Annotated in this window: 12 protein-coding genes and 1 riboswitch; all 12 genes read left to right on the top strand. The window is 31.2% G+C overall.

Going from position 1 to position 15,434, the window contains the following annotated elements:
- The first annotated feature begins 42 nt into the window (after nt 1-42).
- Nucleotides 43-144, top strand: a riboswitch (purine riboswitch).
- Nucleotides 145-389: 245 nt separating this feature from the next.
- Nucleotides 390-869 carry a 5-(carboxyamino)imidazole ribonucleotide mutase gene (gene purE / locus CC89_RS01065; protein WP_035288101.1) on the top strand — a complete coding sequence of 160 codons (480 nt, stop codon included), beginning with the start codon at nt 390-392 and terminating at the stop codon, nt 867-869.
- Nucleotides 869-1,585 carry a phosphoribosylaminoimidazolesuccinocarboxamide synthase gene (gene purC, locus CC89_RS01060; protein ID WP_035288099.1) on the top strand — a complete coding sequence of 239 codons (717 nt, stop codon included), beginning with the start codon at nt 869-871 and terminating at the stop codon, nt 1,583-1,585. Before purE ends, purC begins: the two co-directional genes overlap by 1 nt.
- A 65-nt stretch (nt 1,586-1,650) precedes the next feature.
- On the top strand, nt 1,651-3,051 hold the full coding sequence (gene purF / locus CC89_RS01055; protein ID WP_035288503.1) for an amidophosphoribosyltransferase: 1,401 nt from the start codon (nt 1,651-1,653) through the stop codon (nt 3,049-3,051).
- A gap of 205 nt (nt 3,052-3,256) precedes the next feature.
- Nucleotides 3,257-4,255, top strand: a complete 999-nt coding sequence (purM, locus tag CC89_RS01050) for a phosphoribosylformylglycinamidine cyclo-ligase (protein ID WP_035288097.1) — start codon at nt 3,257-3,259, stop codon at nt 4,253-4,255.
- Nucleotides 4,243-4,857, top strand: a complete 615-nt coding sequence (purN, locus tag CC89_RS01045) for a phosphoribosylglycinamide formyltransferase (RefSeq protein ID WP_035288095.1) — start codon at nt 4,243-4,245, stop codon at nt 4,855-4,857. The genes purM and purN overlap by 13 nt, the downstream gene beginning before the upstream one ends.
- 65 nt (nt 4,858-4,922) lie before the next feature.
- Nucleotides 4,923-6,422 carry a bifunctional phosphoribosylaminoimidazolecarboxamide formyltransferase/IMP cyclohydrolase gene (gene purH, locus CC89_RS01040; RefSeq protein ID WP_035288091.1) on the top strand — a complete coding sequence of 500 codons (1,500 nt, stop codon included), beginning with the start codon at nt 4,923-4,925 and terminating at the stop codon, nt 6,420-6,422.
- A 290-nt stretch (nt 6,423-6,712) separates the two neighbouring features.
- Nucleotides 6,713-7,969 carry a phosphoribosylamine--glycine ligase gene (purD, locus tag CC89_RS01035; RefSeq protein WP_035288088.1) on the top strand — a complete coding sequence of 419 codons (1,257 nt, stop codon included), beginning with the start codon at nt 6,713-6,715 and terminating at the stop codon, nt 7,967-7,969.
- A 291-nt stretch (nt 7,970-8,260) separates the two neighbouring features.
- On the top strand, nt 8,261-9,571 hold the full coding sequence (locus CC89_RS01030; protein WP_051931363.1) for an ATP-binding protein: 1,311 nt from the start codon (nt 8,261-8,263) through the stop codon (nt 9,569-9,571).
- On the top strand, nt 9,562-10,425 hold the full coding sequence (locus CC89_RS01025) for a response regulator (protein ID WP_035288085.1): 864 nt from the start codon (nt 9,562-9,564) through the stop codon (nt 10,423-10,425). The genes CC89_RS01030 and CC89_RS01025 overlap by 10 nt, the downstream gene beginning before the upstream one ends.
- 410 nt (nt 10,426-10,835) lie before the next feature.
- Nucleotides 10,836-11,906: a PTS sugar transporter subunit IIC gene (locus CC89_RS01020; protein ID WP_051931362.1), complete on the top strand. Its 1,071-nt coding sequence runs from the start codon at nt 10,836-10,838 to the stop codon at nt 11,904-11,906.
- Nucleotides 11,907-12,108: 202 nt separating this feature from the next.
- Nucleotides 12,109-13,686, top strand: coding sequence for an ABC transporter permease (locus CC89_RS01015; RefSeq protein WP_035288083.1), 1,578 nt, complete (start codon nt 12,109-12,111; stop codon nt 13,684-13,686).
- Nucleotides 13,687-13,743: 57 nt separating this feature from the next.
- Nucleotides 13,744-15,336, top strand: coding sequence for a hypothetical protein (locus tag CC89_RS01010; protein WP_035288081.1), 1,593 nt, complete (start codon nt 13,744-13,746; stop codon nt 15,334-15,336).
- Nucleotides 15,337-15,434 lie beyond the last annotated feature (98 nt).

Genomic DNA, 15,434 nt, shown 5'->3' with positions numbered 1-15,434 from the left:
TTTTTACAAAACATAGTGTTATTATTTAAATATGATAAAAACTAAAACTAACACTAACTAACTCATATATGCTTGATGATATGGATCAAGTGTTTCTACCGGAAAACCGTAAATTTTCTGACTATGGGTAAGTTTTATAGGGATAACTATCTTTAAATAGAGTATATTTCATCCGTTATAGAGCTTACTTATGGCTGTATAACGGATTTTTGTATTTAAAAGCAAAGATTGAAAGAACCAAAGATTAAAAGAAGCATAGATTAATTTTTAGAAATAATTCTTGGCAGAAACTTTTAGCTAGAATTTTAAAATTCACTAGTAATTAATTTTTAAAGGATGGTCTAGGATTTATATTAATTAGACAATTAAAAAAAGAGAGGAGAATAAATGTGAAAGTAGCTATAATATTTGGAAGTAAGTCAGATATGGAAGTTATGAAAAAAGCTTCTGAACTTCTAAAGGAATTTGGAATAGAACATAAAGGATATATATTATCAGCTCATAGAGTACCAGAAAAGCTTTCAGAAACCTTAAAGGAATTAGAAAAACAAGGAGTGGAGTGTATAATAGCAGGAGCAGGTCTTGCAGCACACCTTCCAGGGGTTATTGCCTCTCAAACAATTCTACCAGTAATAGGGGTGCCTATAAATGCCGCAATAGGTGGCATGGATGCACTTTTATCTATAGTACAAATGCCAAAGTCAATTCCAGTAGCAACCGTAGGAGTGAACAACAGCTTTAATGCAGGAATGCTTGCTGTAGAAATATTATCTTTAAAATATCCAGAACTTAAAGAAAAACTTTTAAAATATAGAAAAGACATGAAGGAAAAATTTATAAAAGAAAATGAGCAGGGGGTAGAATTCTAATGGAAAATTTAAAATTTGAAAAAAAGGAACTTATGTATGAAGGAAAGGCTAAAAAAGTATATAGTACAGAAAATGATGATTACGTAATAGTACACTATAAGGATGATGCCACAGCTTTTAATGGAGAGAAAAAAGGAACTATAGAAGATAAGGGAATTTTAAATAACAGCATTAGTATTGCACTTTTTAATATGTTAGAGAAAAATGGAGTTGAAACTCACTTAGTTGAAAAACTAAATGAAAGAGATCAGCTATGTAAGAAAGTAAGTATAGTCCCTTTAGAGGTAATAGTTAGAAATGTAGCAGCAGGAAGTATGGCAAAGAGACTAGGTGTTGAAGAAGGAACTGAATTAAAAACTACAATTTATGAAATATGCTATAAAAATGATGATTTAGGAGATCCACTTATAAATGATTATCATGCAGTAGCATTAGGCTTAACTACTTTTGAAGAATTAGATAAAATATATAAAGCTACAGAAAAAATAAATAACTTGTTAAAAGAATTCTTTATAGAAAGAGGAATAAAGCTAATAGACTTTAAATTAGAGTTCGGTAGATTCCATGATGAAGTATTATTAGCAGATGAGATTTCTCCAGATACTTGCAGATTCTGGGATGCTAAAACAAATGAAAAATTAGACAAAGACAGATTTAGAAGAGATCTTGGCAATGTAAAAGGTGCTTATGAAGAAATAATGAGCAGAATAAAGTAGGTAGCTGTTACTTGGGGATTATCACCAGGTAGCTGGTACCCATTAAGGAGGGGAACAACTTGTGCATGGAAGGTTTTAACCTAGAGGGAGATAAATTAAAAGAAGAGTGCGGTGTGTTTGGTATATATTCAAATGAAATAGATGAGGGAATAAGCCATTTAACTTATTATGGACTATACGCTCTGCAACATAGAGGACAAGAGAGCTGTGGTATATCAGTAAAAAACGGAGAAGAAATTAAATGTTATAAAGATACGGGACTTGTAAGCGATGTTTTTAATAAGGAAAGTTTACAAAATTTAAAGGGAAATATATCTATAGGTCATGTAAGATATTCTACAGCAGGGGGCGGTGGCAGTATAAATGCTCAGCCACTAGTTAGTAAATTCAAACTAGGATCTATTTCCATAGCTCATAACGGAAATCTTGTAAATGCAGATGTTATAAGAGAGCTTTTAGAGGAAACGGGATGCACATTTCAAACTTCTATAGATACAGAGGTTATAATAAATCTTATTGCTAGAAGCTATAAAAAAGGTGTAGAAAGATCTATTGTTGATGCATTGAAATTTGTAAAAGGTTCTTATGCTATGCTTTTAATGGCAGAAAATAAGCTTATTGGAGCTAGGGATCCAAATGGAATAAGACCACTTTGTCTTGGTAAAATTGATGAAAAATATGTATTAAGCTCTGAAAGCTGTGCTTTAGATTCCATTGGAGCTGAATTTATAAGAGATATAGAGCCGGGAGAAATAGTTATAATAGATGAAGAAGGAGTAAGGTCTGTAAAGTTTGCAGAAAAAACAGGATGTGCTACTTGCTCTTTTGAATATATTTATTTTGCAAGACCTGACAGTGTAATTGACGGAGTTAATGTGTATGAATCAAGAATAAAGGCTGGAGAGATACTTTATAAAGAAAGTCCAGTGGAGGCAGATGTAGTAATTGGTGTGCCAGATTCAGGAATTCCAGCAGCTATAGGATATTCAAAGGCTTCAGGAATACCTTATGCAATGGGAATTATTAAAAATAAATATATAGGAAGAACATTTATATCACCTACTCAGGAAATGAGAGAAAGAGATGTTTCCGTTAAATTAAATGTACTTAAGGTGAATGTAGAAGGAAAGAGAGTTATTATAATAGATGATTCAATAGTTAGAGGAACTACTAGTAAAAGACTAGTGAGTATACTTAGGAAAGCAGGAGCAAAGGAAGTTCACTTTAGAGTTTCATCTCCTCCAGTAAAGTTCCCATGCTATTTTGGAATTGATACTCCTTACAGAGAGGATTTAATAGGTTCATGCAGCAGCTTAGATGATATAAGAGTAAGAATAGGTGCAGACAGCCTAGAATATTTAAGTATAAATGGACTTTTAAAATCCCTTGGAAAAGATAAAGGGTACTGCCTTGGATGTTTTTCAGGAGAATATCCACTGTCAACACCAAGTGAAGACTTTAGGTAAATCCATAATCTGTAGGTTCTAGTTAGCAATTCCCAGTGAAAAAGCACTAAGTACTAGTTAATAGTTGCATTCAGGGATTGAAGATTTGAAATTGAAGAGTGGAGAGCGAATACTGGGGATTGAATACTAGAGCCTAAGTGAATACTGGAGCTTAAGGGTTAGAAGAAAGGGTCTAATATATAAGGAAATGTAGGAGGGAATAATAATGATAGATTATAAATCATCAGGAGTAAACATAAAAGAGGGATATAAAACTGTAAGCTTAATTAAGGAATACACTAAAAGAACTCAAAGTTCAAATGTTTTAAATGGTATAGGCAGCTTTGCAGGAATGTTTCAATTAAATGGAGAATATAAAAATCCAGTTTTAGTTTCTGGTACTGACGGTGTAGGTACAAAACTTGATATAGCTTTTAAAATGAATAAGTATGACACAGTTGGCATTGACTGTGTAGCTATGAGTGTAAATGATATATTGTGCCATGGAGCAAAGCCATTATTTTTTCTAGACTATATAGCTTGCGGAAGATTGGAAGCAGATGTGGCAGCAGGTCTTGTTAAAGGCGTTGCAGAAGGCTGTATGCAATCAGAGTGTGCTTTAATTGGTGGAGAAACTGCTGAAATGCCTGGATTTTATGATGATGGAAAGTATGATATAGCAGGTTTTGCTGTAGGAATAGTAGACAGGGATAAAATAATAGATGGCAGCAGCATAAATGAAGGGGATATACTGATTGGTATAGAATCTTCAGGGGTTCACAGCAATGGATATTCTCTAGTTAGAAAAGCTATAAAGGATTTAAATGAAGATTTTCAAGGTAAGAAAATAGGAGAGTCTTTATTAACACCTACTAATATATACGTAAAAACTGTTTTGGGACTTTTAAAGGAATTTAATATAAAGGGAATGAGCCACATAACTGGTGGTGGTTTCTATGAAAATATTCCTAGAATGTTTAAAGATGATTTTACAGCAGTAGTAGATAAAAACAGTTTTAATGTACCTGATATATTCAAGCATTTAATGAGTCTTGGAGTAGATGAAAGGGAAATGTTCAACACATTTAACATGGGAATAGGTTTTGTTTTATGTATAGGTAAGGAAGATGAACATAAAATCATAAACAAAATAAATGATTTTGGATTCAAGGCTTATAAAATAGGTCATGTAGAGCGTGGAGGCAAAGAGGTATGTTTAAAATAGCAGTACTTATATCCGGAGGAGGTACAAACCTTCAAGAAATAATAGACAATATAGAAAATGGATATATAGAAAACTGTGCTATAGAAATGATCATAAGTGATAGAGAGAGTGCTTATGGTTTAGAAAGAGGCAAAAAAAGCGGAATTAAAACTTATTATGTGGACAGAAAAAAACATAAGGAGAATTTATCCGATGAAATATTAAAAATAGTGGAAGGAAAAGTGGATTTAATAGTTTTGGCAGGATATCTTTCTATATTAAAAGGAGATATAATTAAAAAGTTTAAAAACAAAATAATAAATATACATCCATCGCTAATACCAGCCTTTTGCGGAAATGATATGTACGGAATTAAAGTGCATGAAAGGGCTTTAGAGTATGGGGTTAAGGTTTCAGGCTGCACTGTTCATTTTGTAGATGAAGGCACAGATACAGGTCCAATAATACTTCAAAAGACAGTACCAGTGTACGGAGAAGATACACCGGAGGAACTTCAAAAAAGAGTGCTAGTTCAGGAACATAAAGCATTACCAGAGGCAATCAAATTGATTTCAGAAGGTAAGCTATCCATTAATGGTAAAAAAGTAATTATTAATAAATAGAAATCAGTTAATCATTTGAAATTGATGATTAGTGAATAGGGGCTAAATTAAAGGAGGAATAAGTTATGTTAAAAAGAGCCTTAATAAGTGTATTTGATAAAAATGGAGCATTAGATTTGGCTAAATTCTTGGTTAATAGAGGGGTGGAAATAGTATCTACCGGTGGAACATATAAATACCTTAAAGAAAATGGAATAGATGTAATAGAAGTAAATCAAGTTACGGGCTTTGATGAGATATTAGATGGAAGAGTTAAAACTTTAAACCCATATATTCATGGAGGAATACTTGCTATAAGAGATAAAGAAAGCCATATGGAAACTATAAAGGAAAAAGGCATAACTCCAATAGATATGATAGTAGTGAACCTATATCCTTTCTTCAATAAAGTTCAAGAAGATTTAGCTTTCGAAGAAAAAGTGGAATTCATAGACATTGGTGGACCTACTATGTTAAGATCAGCAGCTAAAAATTTTAAAGACGTTATAGTTTTAACTAAGGTAGAGGACTACGGAAAAATAATAAATGAAATAGAAGAAAATGGAGATGTTTCTTTCAAAACTAGAAAAGAATTAGCTGGAAAAGTATTTAATTTAACTTCCGCTTATGATGCAGCTATAAGCAATTTCTTATTAGAGGAAGAATATCCAGAGTATTTATCTCTATCTTACAAAAAAATGATGGATTTAAGATATGGAGAAAATCCACATCAAACCTCAGCTTACTATGTATCTACTTACGAAAAAGGAGCTATGAAAAACTTCCAACAGTTAAACGGAAAAGAATTGTCTTACAACAATATAAAAGATATGGATATAGCTTGGAAAACAGTATGGGAATTTGATGAAATTGCTTGTTGTGGACTTAAACACAATTCTCCATGCGGATTTGCTATAGGTGAAACTGTTTGTGATGCATATAAGAAAGCTTATTCTTGTGATCCAGTTTCAATATTTGGCGGTATAATAGCAGTGAATAGAACTTTAGATAAGGAAACTGCTGAAGAGATAATTAAAATATTCTCAGAAGTTATAATTGCACCAGACTTCACTGAAGAAGCTTTAGAAATCCTTAAAAGTAAGAAGAATTTAAGAATTATAAAAGGTGAACAAATACCTAGAGATAAAGTTGAATTAGTTAAAGTTGATGGTGGAATTTTAGTTCAAAGTTCTGATGATAAATTATTGAACGAAACTAAAGTAGTTACAGAAAATGCTCCTACAGAAGAGCAGATGAAAGATTTAATATTCGGAATGAAAGTTGTTAAATATGTTAAATCTAATGCAATAGTGGTGGTTAAAGATGGAAAAGCTGTAGGAATAGCTGGTGGTCAAGTAAACAGAATATGGGCAGCTACCCAAGCTTTAGAAAGAGGAGAAGAGGGAGTAGTTTTAGCATCAGATGCATTCTTCCCATTTGGTGATGTAGTGGAAGAAGCAGCCAAACACAATATAAAAGCTATAATTCAACCAGGCGGCTCTATAAAAGACCAAGCTTCCATAGATGAATGTAATAAAAATGGAATATCTATGGTATTTACAGGAATGAGACACTTTAAACACTAAACGATAATATTTGTATACTAGATATTAGTTGGCTAGAGTGCTAGAGGGCCGGAGAATAGGGTGCTAGTGGGCCAGAGGGCCAGAGAATAGGGTCAGAGGGCCGGAGAATAGGGTGCTAGTGGGCTAGAGGGCCAGATAATAGAGGGCTAGGGAAGGAGGATTTTCCTTCGCGGTACTACGGAAAATCTTTAAATTGAAAGTTTTTGAGAGTGAAGCGAGCAAAAACAACTTTACCTAGCCCCCTAGCCCTCTGACACCCTAGCCCACTAAATAAAATCGGGGGGATATAAATGAAACTATTAGTTATTGGTAGTGGTGGAAGAGAACATGCTATAGCGTGGAAACTTTCAAAAAGTAATAAGGTAGATAAGATTTATTGTGCTCCAGGTAATGGTGGAACAGCTTTAGAAGAAAAATGTATAAATGTAAATTTAAACAGTGTAGATGAATACCTTTCCTTTGCAAAGGAAAATAAAATAGACGTTACAGTAGTTGGACCAGAGGCGCCATTGGTTGAAGGGATAGTTGATACATTTAAAAAAGAAGGCCTAAAAATATTTGGACCAGATAAAAATGGGGCGCTTTTAGAAGGAAGTAAGGCCTTTGCCAAGGAATTTATGAAAAAATATGGAGTTAAGACTGCTGAATACCAGGCATTTACTGACTTTGAAAAGGCAAGTGAATATATAAAAAATTGTGCCTATCCAGTAGTTATAAAGGCAGATGGGCTTGCAGCTGGAAAAGGCGTAGTTATTTGTGAAGAAGAAAAAGAGGCTCAGAAGGCTTTAGAAGATTTTATGGTTAAGGATGTATTTAATGGCTCTGGAAAAAAGATAATAGTAGAGGAATTTTTACAAGGGGTTGAAGCTTCTATACTTTCTATAACAGATGGAGAAACTATAATACCATTTATATCTTCTAAGGATCATAAGCAGATTTATGATGGAAATAAGGGACCAAACACCGGAGGTATGGGAGTTATAGCACCTAACCCATATTGCAGTGATGAAGTAATAAAAGAGTTTACAAAGAATATATTAGAGCCGACGCTTCAGGGAATAAAACAGGAGCATATGGACTATATTGGTATTATATTCTTTGGAATAATGATAACAGAAAAAGGGGTTTACCTTTTAGAATACAACGTTAGAATGGGAGATCCAGAAACCCAGGCAGTACTTTACCTAATGGAATCGGATTTGATGGATGTATTAATGGGGGCTTTAAATAAGAATTTGTTAAATATGAACATAAAATGGGAAAATAAACACAGTTGTTGTGTAGTAGCCGCTTCAGAAGGTTATCCTTCCTCATATAAAAAAGGACTTACTATAGAATTAGAAGACAATTTGGAAAGTAAAGTAATTGTAGCAGGGGCAAAGCTGGAGAAAAATAAACTAGTGACTACTGGAGGAAGAGTGCTTTGTGTGATTGCTAAGGGAGATAGCCTAGATAAAGCTAGAGAAAAGGCTTATAGAGACGTAGAAAAGGTTAAATTTCAGGGAATTTATTATAGAAGAGACATTGGGGAGTTAATGAAGAAGTAAGAGGTAAGAAGTAGGAAGTAAGCGGTAAGAAGTAAGAGTGAAGAAATAATTGAACTTTTGTAGTTATGGAATAAAAAGGTGTGCTTTGCATTATCAGGACTTTGTAAAATTTAAGTGTTGATAGTGTAAAGCACTTTTGTTATGTATAAAATTAGTTATGAAAACAAGAGTGGTATTGTTTACTTTTTATTAGATAATGTGTTTTAATATAAATGAAAAAGCAGTTTAATAACTCTAGAAGTAATTAAACATAAATTTAAAATTAAATTACTGTAGAGAGGAGAGGTTTTTTTGGAGCAGATAAAAAAGGCAAAAAATAAAGATATGTTTAAAAAAATGATATTTGTAGTTTTAATAGTTTCTCTTTCTTCACAAATTTATTTAGATTTAATTATAGCAAATTTTAGAATCTCTTTTGCCATAATATTATTTGGGGTATTTATGTATTCCTTTGAAGAGTTGAATTCTATAATAACGGGAGCATACACTTCTATAGGAGTATATATTTTAAGAGTAGTTATGCATACTACTCGTGGGGGTAGAGTTGTAGATGGGATGCAGTTTTACTTTCCAGAAATATTCTTTTATTTTTCTTATGCAGTATTCTTTTATTTTATATTGAAAAAGGTATCTAGAAGAAATATAAATAAAATGTTCTTTTATATAGTGTTCAGTGATTTTTTTGCAAATTTTATAGAACTACTTATAAGGGATATAAATAATATTAGACCATTTTATAACTATGATGTTAAATGGACTTTGCTTATAGTAGCTGTAGTTAGAACGGTGATTTTGTGGCTCTGCTTAAATTTTATTAAATATTATAAAATGTTATTATTAAAAGAAGAGCATGAAAATAGATATAGAAAACTGCTGCTAATGACGGCTAGACTAAAAACTGAGACTTATTGGATGAAGAAAACCATGGATAACCTTGAAAAGGTAATGGCTCAAGCCTATGATTTATTTGAAAAGATAACCTTAGATCAGGAAAAGGAATTTTGGGCTTCAAGGGCAGTGGATATAGCCAAAAATGTTCATGAAATAAAAAAAGAGTATGGCATAGTAGTAAGAGGGGTTGAGGAGGTAACTAGCTCTCCAGATGAAGGAAAGGGCATGTACTTTAAAGACCTTATAAATATACTAGAAATAAGCATGAAAAATGAAATAAAATATAAAGATAAGGATATAGATGTGAAATTTAAAATCAGAAATAATTTTTATACAGAAAAGCATTATTTTCTAATGTCTATATTTAGAAATATACTTATGAATGCAATAGAGGCTTTAGAGGGAAAAGAAAAAGGATATATACTTTTTGGACAGAGCAAAGAAGAAAATAATTATATATTTGTTATAGAGGACAATGGAGCCGGCATAAAGAAAAAGGACATTAATTATATATTTTCACCAGGATATTCTACTAAAATAAATTATGGCACCGGAGTAATAAATAGAGGACTTGGTCTTAGTATTGTAAAGCACATCATAGAAGGTGAATTAAAGGGTGAAGTTACTATTACTTCTAAGGAAAATGAAGGAACTGCTTTTCATATATCTATACCAAAAAAAGTATTGGAGGAAGAAGAAAAATGGGAATAATTATAGTTGAAGATGATATAAGCATAATTAAAATATTGGAAAAAATAATATATGACAGAGGTCTAGGTGAGGTAGTGGATTACGCTATAGATGGAAATGAGGGAGTAGAAAAGATAAATAAGTATAATCCAGACATAGTTTTAGTGGATCTTTTGATGCCTGAAAAGGATGGCTTGTCTTTAGTAAGAGAAGTTACAAAGTATAACAATAAAGTTCATTTTATAATGATATCTCAAGTCATGTCTAAGGATATGATTGGTAAGGCCTATGAATATGGAGTAGAATATTACATAAACAAGCCTATAAATGCAGTGGAAGTGGAAAATGTGATTAAGAAAGTACAAGAAAAGATTAAATTAAATAAAACATTAGAAAAGATAAAATACATATTTGCAGAAAATATTTCTGTTGATTCTCCAAAAGTAGAAAATGTCCTAGAAGCGGAAAATGAATCTATGGAAAATTATGAAGAAAAGATAAGAAATGTAATGAGTAAAATAGGAATAATGGGTGAAGTAGGTAGTGAAGATATAGTAAAAATAGTTTCATTTTTAATTAAATCTAAAAAAACTATGAATGAGTACAGTATTAAAGATTTGTGTAGCAAGTTTACAGACAATCCAAAATCTATGGAGCAAAGGATTAGAAGAACTGCTACAGTGGGAATGGTGAATTTGGCCAATATAGGTATAGAAGACTATATGAATGATGTATTTGTAGACTATTCTAATGGTATATATAATTTCGAACAGATAAAAAAGGAAATGGACTTTATAAGAGGTAAAAGTAGTGAAAGAGGAAAAGTAAGTTTAAAGAAGTTTATACAGGGAATGGCGTTTTATTGCGAGAAATAATAAAATAGTTAAAAAATTATAAAAATAAAAAATATATTTTGATACTTTCCTAAGTTTTTCGAAACTTAGGATTTATTATTATATACAAGAAGAAAATAGTGATATTCTCCATTTTTAATGTAAACGAATTGAATGTTAAAGTTTTATCTTACACAAATGTAGGTATTAACTTCAAAAGTCACATTAAGGTAATTGTTTTATTAGTGGGTTCAATATGATATTAAAATTTATCAATTTGGTGGGACTGTTGATGAATTTTATTATATAAATTTAAAATTTTCTATTGGCTAATGTGGGAAAAGGCTAATGGAAGCTTTCAATAGTTTATCAGTAAAGATATTTTAAACTGTGGGAGTTTAAAATAGTGTTTTATTGATAGATTTATAAAATTGAAAAATGGAGGGATAAATTTGTTTGTTATTGTTAAAGGTTTAGGTTTATTGATTTTGGCATTGGTATTATTTTCAATTTTTAGCCTTAAGGCTCCAAAAGGAGATAAAGCCATGTCAGGACTGGCTAATGCAGCAGTGGCAAGTTTTCTTGTAGAAGCTATTCATAAGTATATTGGTGGAAATTTCCTTGGATTAAAATTCATAGGTGAAGTTGGAGCAACAGCAGGAAGCTTAAGTGGTCCTGCAGCAGCTATACTTGTGGCATTAAATATGGGAGTAAATCCAGTATATGCAGTAGTTATGGGTGTAGCAGTAGGAGGTCTTGGAATATTACCAGGATTTATAGCTGGATACCTAGTAAGTTTAATAGCACCAAAGGTAGAAGAAAAATTACCAGAAGGCTTGAATATAATATTTGGAGCACTACTTTTAGCACCGCTAGCTAGATTTATAGCTGTAGGAGTTAATCCAATAGTAAATTCAACTTTACTTACAGTTGGAGATGTAATTTCTGTGGCAGCTAATCAATCTCCAATAGTTATGGGATTCCTTTTAGGTGGAATAATGAAGATCATATGTACATCACCATTAAGTTCTATGGCAATAACCGCCATGTTAGGTCTTAAAGGACTTGCAATGGGTATAGCAGGTATTGCCTGCGTAGGTGGAGCTTTTGCTAATGGGGTGACATTTAAGAGATTAAAATTAGGTGAAAATAGTAAAGTAATAGCAGTTATGTTAGAACCTCTTACTCAAGCAGATATTGTAACAGCAAATCCGCTTCCTATATATGGTGGGAGTTTCTTAGGAGGAGCACTAGCAGGTTTATCAGCTGCATATTTTAAAATAGTAAACAATGCACCAGGAACTGCATCTCCAATACCAGGATTTTTAGCATCTTTTGGATTTAATAAGCCATTAACAGTTCTTATGTCAGCTGCACTTGCAATAGTTGGAGGAATAATAGGAGGCCTTATAGTATCACAGATATTTAAGATGATGGGATACCAAAAGAGAACTCATGATAATGTAAATGTAGAGTCAAAGAAAGAAATTAAAGAAGGAAAAATTCAGCAGGAAGCTATTTAATAAATGGTTTAGTTTTAGGCACATTCAAATAAATAACAAGTACCTTATGAAAAGATGGTAATTAACTTTACCGTCTTTTTTATTTTTATCAATAATAGAGGAATTATCCTTTTTATATTGAATTTATATAGAATGACTTTTTAAGCAATTCGGTCTTAACATGTAATATAATGTAATTTAACGTAGTATAGGGGGCTTTAAAATGACAAAACAAGTAAGGAAAATTTTTTTAGTAGTTACGTTATTGTTAGCAGTGGCTATTCTGGGAACACAATATAAATTAAATTATGACATAAATAAGGAACCTCCTTCCCAAAAGTGGGCAAAGAGCAAGAGCTTAGGGGAATCAAAGGTTAATTCTTATCTTAAAATACAAAAAGAAGGGGATAAATATGTTTTAGCCGTAAGTGACAAAAAGAAAATTAAAGTAATAGAAATAGATGCAATGGGTAACAAAAAAAAAGAAAAATATGTACCTGTTAAAGATGAAATTATAAATAATGTTACTCTTATGAAAGCTAGGGGAGATAAATACTTTCTAAGCTGGGATTCTAGAAAGTTAGAAAATAATGAAGAACATTATGTTATTTTGGATAAAGAATTAAACAAAGTAAAAAGTGGAAAAGTCATTGGCGTAAATGAAACGGTTCAAATAGATGATAGTGTATTAATAAGAGCTTATAATGAATATATAGAGTTAGAAGATTTAATCACTGGAAATATCCAAAAGGCATCTATTGGTAAAGCAGATTTTATACGAGGAGCAAAAATAGCTAAAGATAATTATTTAATTATGAGTGTAACTGGAGATGGTGTGATTAAATATTGCAGCTACAAAAACAGTAAATTAACAGAACCAAAAATAGCAGCAGCGTTAAATTTACCTACAGGTCAAACGATAATGAATTCAACTCTTGGAACAGACAATAAATACGCATATTTGTTATTACATAGAAAAACTAAGAATGGTTTTGAAGCTGAAAAGTATAATTTTAAATTAGATAATATGGAGAAATATTCTAGAAAAAAAATGCAGTTACCTGGAGTAGATGAAGTAAGGGATATGACATATATTTCTACAGAAGATGGCAGCGCTAAATTTTTAGCAGGAGTGTCAAGATATTTTGGTATAAAGAAACAGTATGAAGATATAGCAGAGTTTTATATTAAAGACAACCAAATAACCATGGGAGATTTCATATGTAAATCTAAGAATGTATCTTCTTATGGTGCCATCAAAGGAGACATAGCAGCATATTGCGATTATATTCCTGAAACGGAAAGTTATAATGTGTATATGACATCTTCAAAGGAAGAATTCAAAAAAGAAAATAATGGATTAAAAAAGGAAGAGAAAAGCATATCTTTTCAAGATACATTACAGGGCTTTGTTTATAGCTTGGTATATATAATTGTTTTGGGTATAAAGTGGATTTTACCGGCATTGATGCTAATAGGTTTTATAAGCTTCATAGAATATAAATTAAGCAAAAAGACTAAAAAAATACTTTATATAGCAACAGCAATTATGACATTTTTAGTTAAATATCAAACTATATATACAACTAATTATAAGTTATACGCGTATTATTTACCTAAACAGCTTTCTTCTACCATAGTAGGATTTTTCATATGCTTCCTGATAAGTGCTGTATTCTACTTATTTGGATATTTAAGCTATAAGGAAGATTTAGATGCTATGCCAGTAGCTAAATTTATACCATATTTAATGCTGGATTCAATATTTACATTAATGGTTTTTGCACCATTCATGCTTTAACTGTTCAGGGGGATGTTAAGGTATTAAATAAAAGGATATAAATAGGGGGTAATACAAATGGGGATAAGGTTAAAAAAAAAATGGTTTATAAGCATAATCATATGTGTAGCTGTACTTATAATTGCATTACAATATAAATTAAATATAAAAATAAACAATCAGCCGCCTTCACCACAGTGGGCAAAGGGTAAGTACCTAACTAATGTTTCATCTATAACTGACCCTAAAATACTAAAGAGTGGAAAAGATTATATAGTTGCTATAGATAATGAAAAAGAAATTAAAGTTTTAAAAATAGATTATTTAGGAAAAGTGTTGAAAAAATCAAATTTCAAATTAGATGCAGAAAAAATTAGAAATATAAATTTAGGTAGATTAAAGAATGGACATTATTACATAGAGGCTTTAGCTATGTATGGGCTAAATTTTACCTATGAATTGGATGAAAACTTTAAAGTTATACAAAGTAAAAAAATGTCTGGAGTAACAGAAGCAAGCCAAGCCGATGAAAGTATTTTTGTAAGGGCAGGGGAAGATTATTTAGAAATTTTAAATCTTTCTACTGGAAGGATAGATAAAATTAAAGCAGAAAGTCCTATAAATATAGGAGCAGCAAAATATAAAGATAAATATATAATAACATATATGAATAATAAAGAAGCTGTAAAAGAACAAAGCTACTTTTATTATAAAGATGGAAAGTTATCTGAGTCCAAAAAATTATTTCAAATGCCAACATTTATGTTTTACTCAAATCCAAAGGTATCAATGGCTCATGATGGTCGGTACATGCATTTTATGACTATTTCCTATAATAAAAAAGGCGAAGTATACAAAAAATATACTTTTGATTTAGAAAAACCTAAAATTGAAGAAGATCTCCATGGAAAAATTGTTGAATTTCCAGAGTTCAAAAGTATAAATAGATTTAAGCCTGAAGGGTATTATGATGGCAAAGCGAGATTTTTTATTGAAGGGCTAAGAGATTTTGGAACTAAAAAGGAATATGAGGATATGGGAGAATTTACAGTAAAAGGTGATGAAATTAGTCCTACTACAATGATAACAAAATCATATGATACAGACACATATAATTGTGCAATAGATGATATTATAATTTATTCGGAATTTTCCTCAAAAGGAAATGGATTGTATGATGTATACATGACTTCCCAAAATAATGAATTTAAGGCTTTAAACAATAATTTAACTAAAACAGAAAAATCAATAGCCATACAGGATACTTTCCAGGGAGTAGCATATATTGTTATATATATACTTCTTTTGGGCACTAGGTGGATAATACCGGCATTGGTGTTTATGGGTATTTTTACATTGGTTCAATATAGAATAAATCCTAAACTTTATGGAGTTATATTTGCCGTAGGTTTGACTTTAACAGCAGCAATAAAAACTTTTGTAATATATAGAGTATCTTACGGTAGATTTAAATATTATTTGCCAAGTGGAATAAGTTTTCCTTGGGTAGGTATACTATTTAATTTAATCATAAGTTTTATGTGTTATTTCTACGCTTTGAAAGTTTATAAAGAAGATATTGATGCCCTACCTTCGTTGCATTCACTACCTGCAGTGGTATTGGATTCTGTACTGACATTACTTATATTTACTCCATATTTACCAGGCTAAAAATATTAGCCTGGATTCCTATAGTTTAAATATTCTAAATTTTTTGTAAATAAGAAGGAAATATCAATATACTATAGAAATATAAATGTAAATAAGTA

This window comes from Clostridium sp. KNHs214, assembly GCF_000744935.1.
In the GTDB taxonomy this organism is placed as follows: Bacteria; Bacillota; Clostridia; order Clostridiales; family Clostridiaceae; genus Haloimpatiens.
This window is presented reverse-complemented; position numbering and strand designations above follow the sequence as displayed.

Coding starts and splice junctions, on each gene's coding strand:
- CC89_RS01025 (WP_035288085.1), top strand. CDS start 9,562: ATGGGAATAATTATAGTTGAAGATGATATAAGCATAATTAAAATATTG.
- CC89_RS01010 (WP_035288081.1), top strand. CDS start 13,744: ATGGGGATAAGGTTAAAAAAAAAATGGTTTATAAGCATAATCATATGT.
- purD (WP_035288088.1), top strand. CDS start 6,713: ATGAAACTATTAGTTATTGGTAGTGGTGGAAGAGAACATGCTATAGCG.
- purC (WP_035288099.1), top strand. CDS start 869: ATGGAAAATTTAAAATTTGAAAAAAAGGAACTTATGTATGAAGGAAAG.
- purM (WP_035288097.1), top strand. CDS start 3,257: ATGATAGATTATAAATCATCAGGAGTAAACATAAAAGAGGGATATAAA.
- purF (WP_035288503.1), top strand. CDS start 1,651: ATGGAAGGTTTTAACCTAGAGGGAGATAAATTAAAAGAAGAGTGCGGT.
- purN (WP_035288095.1), top strand. CDS start 4,243: ATGTTTAAAATAGCAGTACTTATATCCGGAGGAGGTACAAACCTTCAA.
- CC89_RS01015 (WP_035288083.1), top strand. CDS start 12,109: ATGACAAAACAAGTAAGGAAAATTTTTTTAGTAGTTACGTTATTGTTA.
- purH (WP_035288091.1), top strand. CDS start 4,923: ATGTTAAAAAGAGCCTTAATAAGTGTATTTGATAAAAATGGAGCATTA.